Source organism: uncultured Ellagibacter sp., assembly GCF_934617235.1.
Lineage (GTDB): Bacteria > Actinomycetota > Coriobacteriia > Coriobacteriales > Eggerthellaceae > Ellagibacter.
In genome coordinates this window covers 1-7630 of record NZ_CAKTTZ010000067.1, presented here as the reverse complement: position 1 = coordinate 7630, position 7630 = coordinate 1, and the positions used below count along the sequence as shown (strand labels likewise).

Here is a 7630-nt window from a genome sequence, read left to right as displayed (position 1 = left end):
CACCTCGAATGCGGCGACGCCATGGTCTACTGGACCAGGCAGATCGCCGACATGTCAACGGTGGTTTAACATAGAGATCGACTTGTCGTGGACAAAAATGGTCGATATGTGAGGAGTTGTAGGCGGTAAACTTCATGTTGAAATTTCTGACCTGGGCAAACGCTCGCGACGAATCCGCCGATCGCTTCTCTCGCCTTTGAACGGCTCACATATCGCCATTTTTTGTCCACGATTGGGGGAATTCGGGAAAGAACTTCTTAGGGGCGTCACCGGATTTGTGGTGCAGCAAGGGCCATCGCCGGAACCGCCGGCCGCTCTGCCGCGAGAGCCTCGGGGTCTTCCCGCAAACCCGGGGACGCCTCAGGTAGTGCGTTTCCCGGCCGCGAACTCGGGGAACGCTCGCGACCTGGGAGCGCCCCGCGAACTCGGGGAGCGCGCGAGAACCTTCTCGCGAACTTGGGGCCTTCCCGTAAAGCGACTCCTGTTTTCCGAGCATTGAGAAATGGGGATGTCGCCGAAAAAGATCCCCTAATCCTGTCATGATTCGCCTTCTCGTGCGTGTTTTGGGTAGAGGGGCCGGCGCCGCCCCGGCACGGAAGACGCGAAGGGAGAATACGGCAATGGAATCAAGCTTGGTTATGGGAGGAGCCGGTACGTGCGGCCTTCGTAGTCGATGACGCCTTCCTTCCGCAGCTTCGACAGCTCGTTCGACAACGCGCTGCGGTCGACGCTGAGGTAGCTTGCCAATTTGGTCTGGCTGTAGGGGATGGAGAAAGCGCGGGTGCCGGCCTTCTTTTGCTGCTGCGACAGGAAGGCGAGGATCTTTCCCCGTATGGTCTTGGGGGTCATGGCTATGGCGCGGTGGTTCATGTCCAGGTTGCTCAATGCCAAGGCGCGCATGAGGTTCGAGGATATGTGCGAGTGGCAGCCGCACTGCTTGGGGCAGGAATGGATGATGCGCTCGGCTTTGAGCAGCACCACCTCGCAGGCCGAATCCGCCAGCACGTCGATGTCGAGGGGCTCCATGCTGCAGGCGTAGCCGTGCGCGAAAAGCGAGCCGGGCCCCAGCATCTCCAAGATCGTCGTCTCGCCCCAGGCGTCCGATACCTCGACACGCACGCGCCCGGACAGCACGACGCCGAGGTATTCGGTGGGCTGGCCGGAGCGCATGATTCGTTCCTCCCGGCCGAAGGATTTCTTTATAGCTCCAAGGCATGGCAGCATGAGGGCCGCTTCATCTTTGGTTATGCCGGCGAAAAGCAGCGAGGAGGATTTGGAAATTTCAAGCATGATCTTCACCTGTAGGTTCTACAACAGAAATGTATTCAATACCACAGTATAGTGCAGTTGTTTCGAGAAGACACCCCCAAATAGAGGAGCGCGAAATGACTGACGAGAACATGTTTTGCTTTCAGTGCGAACAGACGGCGGGATGCACTGCCTGCACCGGTGCCGCCGGCGTGTGCGGTAAGACCGCCGACGTGGCTCGGTTGCAAGATGAGTTGACCGGGGCATTGGTCGCCTTGGCCCGAGCCGAGAATGGCGGAAGGGGGGATGCCGAATCCGACGGGCTTATGCTGGAGGGCATGTTCGCCTGCGTGAGCAACGTCAGCTTCGACCCCGAGGCCATCGCCGCTCTCGAGCGCCGCGTTCGCGCGAAGGCTATCGCCCTGGGCGAATTCCACTCGTTTGACATGGATGAGCTGTGGCATGCGCAGGAAGATATCCGCAGCTTGAAGAGCTTGTTGCTTTTTGGCATGCGCGGCGTGGCGGCGTACGCCTATCATGCGAAGGTGCTGGGGAAGTCGGACCCTGCTGTGACGGCGTTCCTCTACGAGGGCATGCGGGCTGTCGGCTCCGATTTGGACATGGACGAGCTGCTGCCTTTGGTTCTCAAGTGCGGTGAGGTCAACTTGACCGCCATGGCCGCCTTGGAGGATGCGAATATCTCCGCCTACGGCAAGCCCGAGCCTGCGACGGTTGAGCTTACGGTTGAAGCGGGTCCCTTCATCGTCGTTACCGGCCACGACCTGCACGACCTCAAGCAGCTTTTGGAGCAAACCGAGGGCTGCGGCGTGAACGTGTACACCCACGGCGAGATGCTCCCCGCCAACGCCTATCCCGAGCTGCGAAAGTATTCGCACCTGAAAGGCAACTACGGTACCGCATGGCACAACCAGCGCAAGGAGTTCAAAGACCTTCCCGCGCCTATTCTGTGGACGACCAACTGCCTGGTGAAGCCGGACGAGTCGTATGCCGACCGAGTGTTCACCACCGGCCCTGTGAGCTTCCCGGGCGCGCATGCCGTCAAGGCGGGCGAAGACGGTGTTAAGGATTTTTCGGCCCTCATTGAAAAGGCGCTGGAGCTTGGCGGTTGGGATACCGATCGAACCTTTGCCGGTATCAACGGCGGCACCAGCGTCACCACCGGATTCGGCTACGACACCGTGATGAGCGTCGCGCCTGCCGTCATCGACGCGGTAAAGTCCGGCGACATCAAGCGCTTCATCCTGCTGGCGGGCTGCGACGGCATGCGCAAGGAGCGCAGCTACTACACCGATTTTGCCAAGCTCGCCCCCTCCGACTCCGTCATCCTGACCCTGGCCTGCGGAAAGTATCGCTTCAACGACCTGGACCTGGGCAGCATCGGTAGCATTCCGCGCCTGTTGGATGTGGGACAGTGCAACGACGCTTACGGCGCGATCAAGATCGCGCTCGCGCTGGCAGACGCCTTTGGTTGCGGTGTGAACGACCTGCCGCTTTCCATGGTGCTCTCCTGGTACGAGCAGAAGGCGGTGTGCATCCTGCTCACGCTGCTGCACTTGGGCATCAAGGGAATTTACCTGGGTCCCACGCTGCCCGCTTTCGTGAGCCCTGGCGTGCTGCAGGTGCTGGTGGACAACTACGGGATTCGCCCCATATCCACCCCCGAGGCAGATCTCGCTCAGATTATGGGCTAGCCGAGCGGCCGTTTCCCTTTGGGCGTAATCTGTCCGCTGGCGGGACCGCGACCGGCGTCGCGACTTTCCTTCCACCGACGAGATCGCCCTCGTCGTCCGTGCGGCGGCACGGCTGCTTGCAAGCTGGGTCGCCGTCGTGGCGTAATTGGCCAGGATGCGCTTGATTATTTCGGAATCGAGCAGCTGGCTTTTGCTCGCGCGGCAAAGTGCTGTGATGGCGGTTGGACTTTAGGTGGACGAATCGCGAGGAAGATGGAGGATTGCCCATGAACCCCGTTAAGAAAGCAGTGTTCGTTTCTGTTGGCTGCCTGTGCGTTGCCCTGGGCGTGATGGGCGCTTTTCTGCCAGTGCTGCCTACCACGCCGCTCCTGCTCGCCGCCGCGTTTCTGTTCTCGCGCAGCTCGCAGCGATTAAATGACTGGTTGGTGAAAACAAAGGTTTACAAAGCGTACGTGGAGCCGATAAACGCCGGGGATGGTATTCCCGTGCGCAAGAAAATTACGATCCTGGGCTTCTCGTACGTCGTTATGGCGGTAAGCGCCATTGTTGTTGCCCGCCCTTTGGTGTGGGCGATTCTCGGCTGTGTGGCGCTGTTCCTGCTCTGGCTGATCGGGTTCCGTGTGCCGACTGCTCCTGCCGCGGCGGAAAACCGCATAAGGTAAGGCGAAGCGCGTGCCACCGAGTGATGCGGCGTCGCCTGCGTAATCCGGGCGTCGAAGGAGTCGCTTCCATGGGATTGCGTACTCTTCTGCAGGTCGGAGGCTCTCATGACGTGCGGGAAGACGCGTTTGTGTATGGCAAAGAAAGGCATCATATGCAAGCACTTAGCGAAAAAGAGAAGAATCAGATCCAGCGCTACTGCGTATATCCTAAAATCGCCCTGCGGGCGCTCATCATGTCGTTTGCGCTGTGCGCCCTTATCGTGCCGCTGGAAATGATCGATGACCTGGTTTTCCATAACGACGGCTTCCAGCCGACTGGGATCAATACCGGGATTGCCCTTATTGCGCTCTGTGTTGCCGTGTTTTGCTTCTGCGCGCTTTGCCCGAAGTTCGGTATGCGCGGAAAACAGTGGATCGGCCTGCAGAATCGCCTTGCGGTCAAGCAGATCCAAAGCGATCGCTCCGCCCAGATTGCCGGCGTGCTTGCGACGCAGGCGGTGGGGCGCATGCTGCAAAACAGCGACAACAAGGCGGCGCAGAATCTCGGAGACGCGGCCCAGGTCGCTGGGGCGATTGGCGCGGTAAGCACGGCGGCAGGCATGCTTTCGGAAAGCGCGAACAATGCCGAGGCGATGGCAGAAGCCTACGGCGTTCCTGTTCCGAACATCAAAAAGCAATTGATCGCATTCACAATCGTGCCCGTTCTGATTCTTATTGCGATATACCTTCCGCAATACGCCCAGGGAAGCCAGGAGACGCAGGAGAAGATCGCCCTCGCCTCCGAGCAGATTGAGGTGACGGAAAACGCGCTGTCGCAGGTATGCGAACGCGTTTCGACAGATGACCCCTACGAGAAGTACAAAGATTACGGCTATCACGTGAGAGGCTATCTGCGAGAAGGCGATTTCAGCTGGGAGGGGGCTTACGTCTACTTGACCTTCGACGAATACGGGACGATCACGGAGATCAATTATTACGAAGGGGTCGATGTCGCCGCGAGTCTCGAGGAAAACCTGAGTCGAGCCGAGCAAGACTTCCAAGCTCTCAATGCCCCGCTCAGCGGCCTAGACGTATCCGTTGCCGACCCCGAGTTGCTCGCGGCGTGCGCCATCCCCGGCGATTTCAGTGAGGCGTTCCTGCAAGGGTCGTTCTACGAGGGCGTTCGCGTATACAACAACGATGCCCGCATTCGCGTCGCTTGCTCCTTCGACACCGAGCCGGAGGAGGAATTCGACGAATACTCGAGGCCGCAGATTGCGCTCTCGATATGGAAGGCGAACTCGTAGCGGCATCATCGGCTAGGAAGTACCTGCGAACAACGCTGCGTCCCCTGTTCGCTGGCATGAAACGTGAAGATTTCCCAGTCGGGCCCTTCCCGATTTGAGGAAAAACGGGAAGGGCCCGACATGGTTTCATTGTTGCCATGATCGCCCTTTTGGCATGGGGAACCTGTTTCGCTGACGGCACCGCCAAGCGGAGCGTTAACTACTGCTGGTCGATTCTGGCCGCGTGCATCGCCGCCCCCGCGCTGCAGCCCGTGTTCTTCACGTCTGCCGTGATCAGATGGATGGCGTACACCACGCGGCGGGCGACAGGTGGGTCGACGCGTCGGGAGCTTCGGGGCTGCTGCCGTCGATTGCGGACCCATGCCGTAAGGTCGTCGTTTGAGTACGGCTCGGCCGCAAATGCGCACATGGCGTCTATGCTCCCCATATACAAACAGGCGCGGATTCGCTTGAAACCGCGCCTGCTACCTTGTGTTATATCGCTATAGCGAACACTTGTTCGCTTTACTCCCACTCGTTGGCGCTCGTTTGCCATGGTGTCATTCCAGTTGACTCCAGTTGGGTCACTAGCTTTGAGTGCCTTACCGCCAAATCCTGCCACGTCACTTCGCGTAAGCGTTTGAGACAAAACATGGGACGACGCAGGAAACTTTTGGGCGGCCGAAGGCCCGCAGTTTCGTTTTTGTCCCGGGAACAAAAACAGGATGGTTTTGGGATTCAAGGCTATTCGAAACGAATGGTAAACGTACGATTATCTTCTTTGTTGCCTATTTGGCGAAGTGAATCGTAGCCAGCGGCTTTATCGGTTCGCGTTTCCGCAGGTCAGACGAGATATGCGAGAGCGATGACTGAAAAAATCGTCGCCAGTGGCTTTATCTTCGGCCGCCGGAACAGCTATCGCTTGCGATCTGCCAAGGGTATGCCTTTGGCAGATCGCCCGCTTGCCATCGGCCCTGCCATCACCAGGGGAAGAACACTCGTTGAATCGTCGCGGCGGGCGCATAAAAGCAAATGACGGCAAAGGCGCCCATTCAAGATCGGCCTCACACAAGCGGGTATCGAAGAGAGGCATTTGTCACTCCTAGAAGGCCCTCCCTTCCTGCATGAACTCGGGAATGTTGGCATGGATAATACCGTCCCTAAGCTGGATGGGATCGCTTCGCGTCAACAGGTACTTGGGGTAGTTGTCTCTGATCTGTTCGAAGGGGCGGTATTCACGCTCCTCGGTGGACCGGTCTGCCATGATGGTCATTGCAACCTGAACGTATGCGTAGCCCATCTCGGGGGTTCTGAGGATGAAGTCGCATTCCAGCTTCCCAATGCGCCCGACGCTGACCTTGCAGCCCTGTGCGCGAGCGTAGCGATAAACGATGTTCTCAAGGACGGGCCCGTAATTGATGCGGTTGTCGGTGTTGAGGGCGAAGTAGAAGCCCAGGTCCGCTAGGTAGTACTTTTGCTCGCCCCGCAGCGATTTTCGCGACTTCAGGTCGAAGCGGGCGCACTTGCTGACGATCTTCGCGTCTTCGAGGATCTGGAGGTATCGCGCGAGCGTCTCGCGCTTGACCTTCACGCCCTGCTTGCTCTCGAGGTCCGATTGGATGTTCGCAAGCGACGTGGTGGCGCCGAAGTTGTTGATGACGTAGTCGCGCACCTGGTTGAACACGGAGACGTTCTTGATCTTCACGCGCCTGCGGATGTCTTTCTCGAAGATCTCCTGGATTACCGCAGTGACGTAGGCGCGCTTGTCGGCGAGCTGGGGGTAATCCATCGCCTTCGGGAAGCCGCCCTCGAGGATGTAGGTATCGAACTCTGCGACCGGATTCGAGTTCACGGGTAGCCCCAAGAAGCGCTTCATCTGGCAATACTCGCCGAAATCCAGCGTCTGCATCTCGAATTCGATGTAGCGCCCGGTAAGCTTGGTGGCCAGCTCCCCTGAAAGCAGGTAAGAGTTTGACCCGGTGATGAAGATGGAGAATCCGCCTTCGGTGCGGAACCCGTTTAGCACGTCTTCGAAGCCCTCGACGTTTTGCACCTCGTCGATGAAGAGGTACTTCGTCCCCGGGATAGCGAGCAGGGGCTCGATGAGGGCCTCGAGTTGTTCCGGGGCCTTGACAGATCGGTACCCGTATCGGTCTAGGTCGAAAAAGACGATGTGATCGTCATCGACGCCTTCTGCCCTCAGCTCTTCGGCGATGCACTGCATGAGGCAGGACTTGCCGCAGCGGCGGACGCCGGTGATGACCTTGATCATCCCGTCGTCATGGTAGAAGCCGCGGATCTTATTCAGGTAGTTTTCTCTGGGGAACAAACGCATACTGGCTCCAATCTTCATTGGAGCCAGTATATCAAATTACTGGTTTATTGGTGTATTCTTTATCACCTAAACGATTTATACCCCTATAACTAAGGAATTTCCTACTCCCACTCTTTCACGCTCGTTTACCGTAGTGCCATTCCAGTTGCACCCAGTTTTCGGCATCGGCACAGAACGCGTGCCGCCAAGTCACACCATGTCGTGTTTCGTCGGCTTCGGGGACAAAAGCTGAGACAACCTCAAAAACCATTTTCAAACTCAGGGCGTTGAGTTTTCGTTTTTGCCCCAAAGGACGCGGCGGGCCGCCTTTGGACGCTCGATTGCCCCGAAAACGCCCGTTTTGAAACTCAATCGCCCTTTAGCGCGCAAGCCGCCAGCTGCAACCGCAAGTGAATCAGCGCGGGCGGC

At 58.3% G+C, this 7630-nt stretch carries 7 protein-coding genes; 4 read left to right on the top strand and 3 right to left on the bottom strand.

All coding sequences use genetic code 11. The annotated features are described in order from the left end of the window. Positions 1-636: 636 nt before the first annotated feature. On the bottom strand, positions 637-1290 hold the full coding sequence (locus Q0G85_RS09890; protein ID WP_297157510.1) for a Crp/Fnr family transcriptional regulator: 654 nt from the start codon (positions 1288-1290) through the stop codon (positions 637-639). 95 nt (positions 1291-1385) lie between these two features. On the opposite strand from Q0G85_RS09890, the gene hcp reads away from it, so the two are divergent. From hcp to Q0G85_RS09875, 3 genes are all read left to right on the top strand, one after another. Further along, positions 1386-2960, top strand: a complete 1575-nt coding sequence (gene hcp / locus Q0G85_RS09885; RefSeq protein ID WP_297157507.1) for a hydroxylamine reductase — start codon at positions 1386-1388, stop codon at positions 2958-2960. A 266-nt stretch (positions 2961-3226) separates the two neighbouring features. After that, positions 3227-3622 carry a YbaN family protein gene (locus Q0G85_RS09880; protein ID WP_297157505.1) on the top strand — a complete coding sequence of 132 codons (396 nt, stop codon included), beginning with the start codon at positions 3227-3229 and terminating at the stop codon, positions 3620-3622. Positions 3623-3690: 68 nt separating this feature from the next. Continuing rightward, complete coding sequence (locus tag Q0G85_RS09875; RefSeq protein WP_297157503.1) at positions 3691-4908, top strand: hypothetical protein; 1218 nt, start codon at positions 3691-3693, stop codon at positions 4906-4908. Positions 4909-5107: 199 nt separating this feature from the next. Here Q0G85_RS09875 and Q0G85_RS09870 read toward each other — a convergent pair whose 3' ends face one another. Next, positions 5108-5335: a hypothetical protein gene (locus tag Q0G85_RS09870; protein WP_297157501.1), complete on the bottom strand. Its 228-nt coding sequence runs from the start codon at positions 5333-5335 to the stop codon at positions 5108-5110. Between the two features lie 417 nt (positions 5336-5752). Here Q0G85_RS09870 and Q0G85_RS09865 point away from each other — a divergent pair, with 417 nt between their 5' ends. Beyond that, positions 5753-5923, top strand: a complete 171-nt coding sequence (locus Q0G85_RS09865; RefSeq protein WP_297157498.1) for a hypothetical protein — start codon at positions 5753-5755, stop codon at positions 5921-5923. A gap of 66 nt (positions 5924-5989) precedes the next feature. Here the strand turns inward: Q0G85_RS09865 and Q0G85_RS09860 are convergent, their stop codons facing one another. Continuing rightward, a complete protein-coding gene (locus Q0G85_RS09860; protein WP_297157495.1) occupies positions 5990-7222 on the bottom strand; it encodes an ATP-binding protein in 1233 nt (410 codons plus the stop codon). Between the last annotated feature and the right edge of the window lie 408 nt (positions 7223-7630).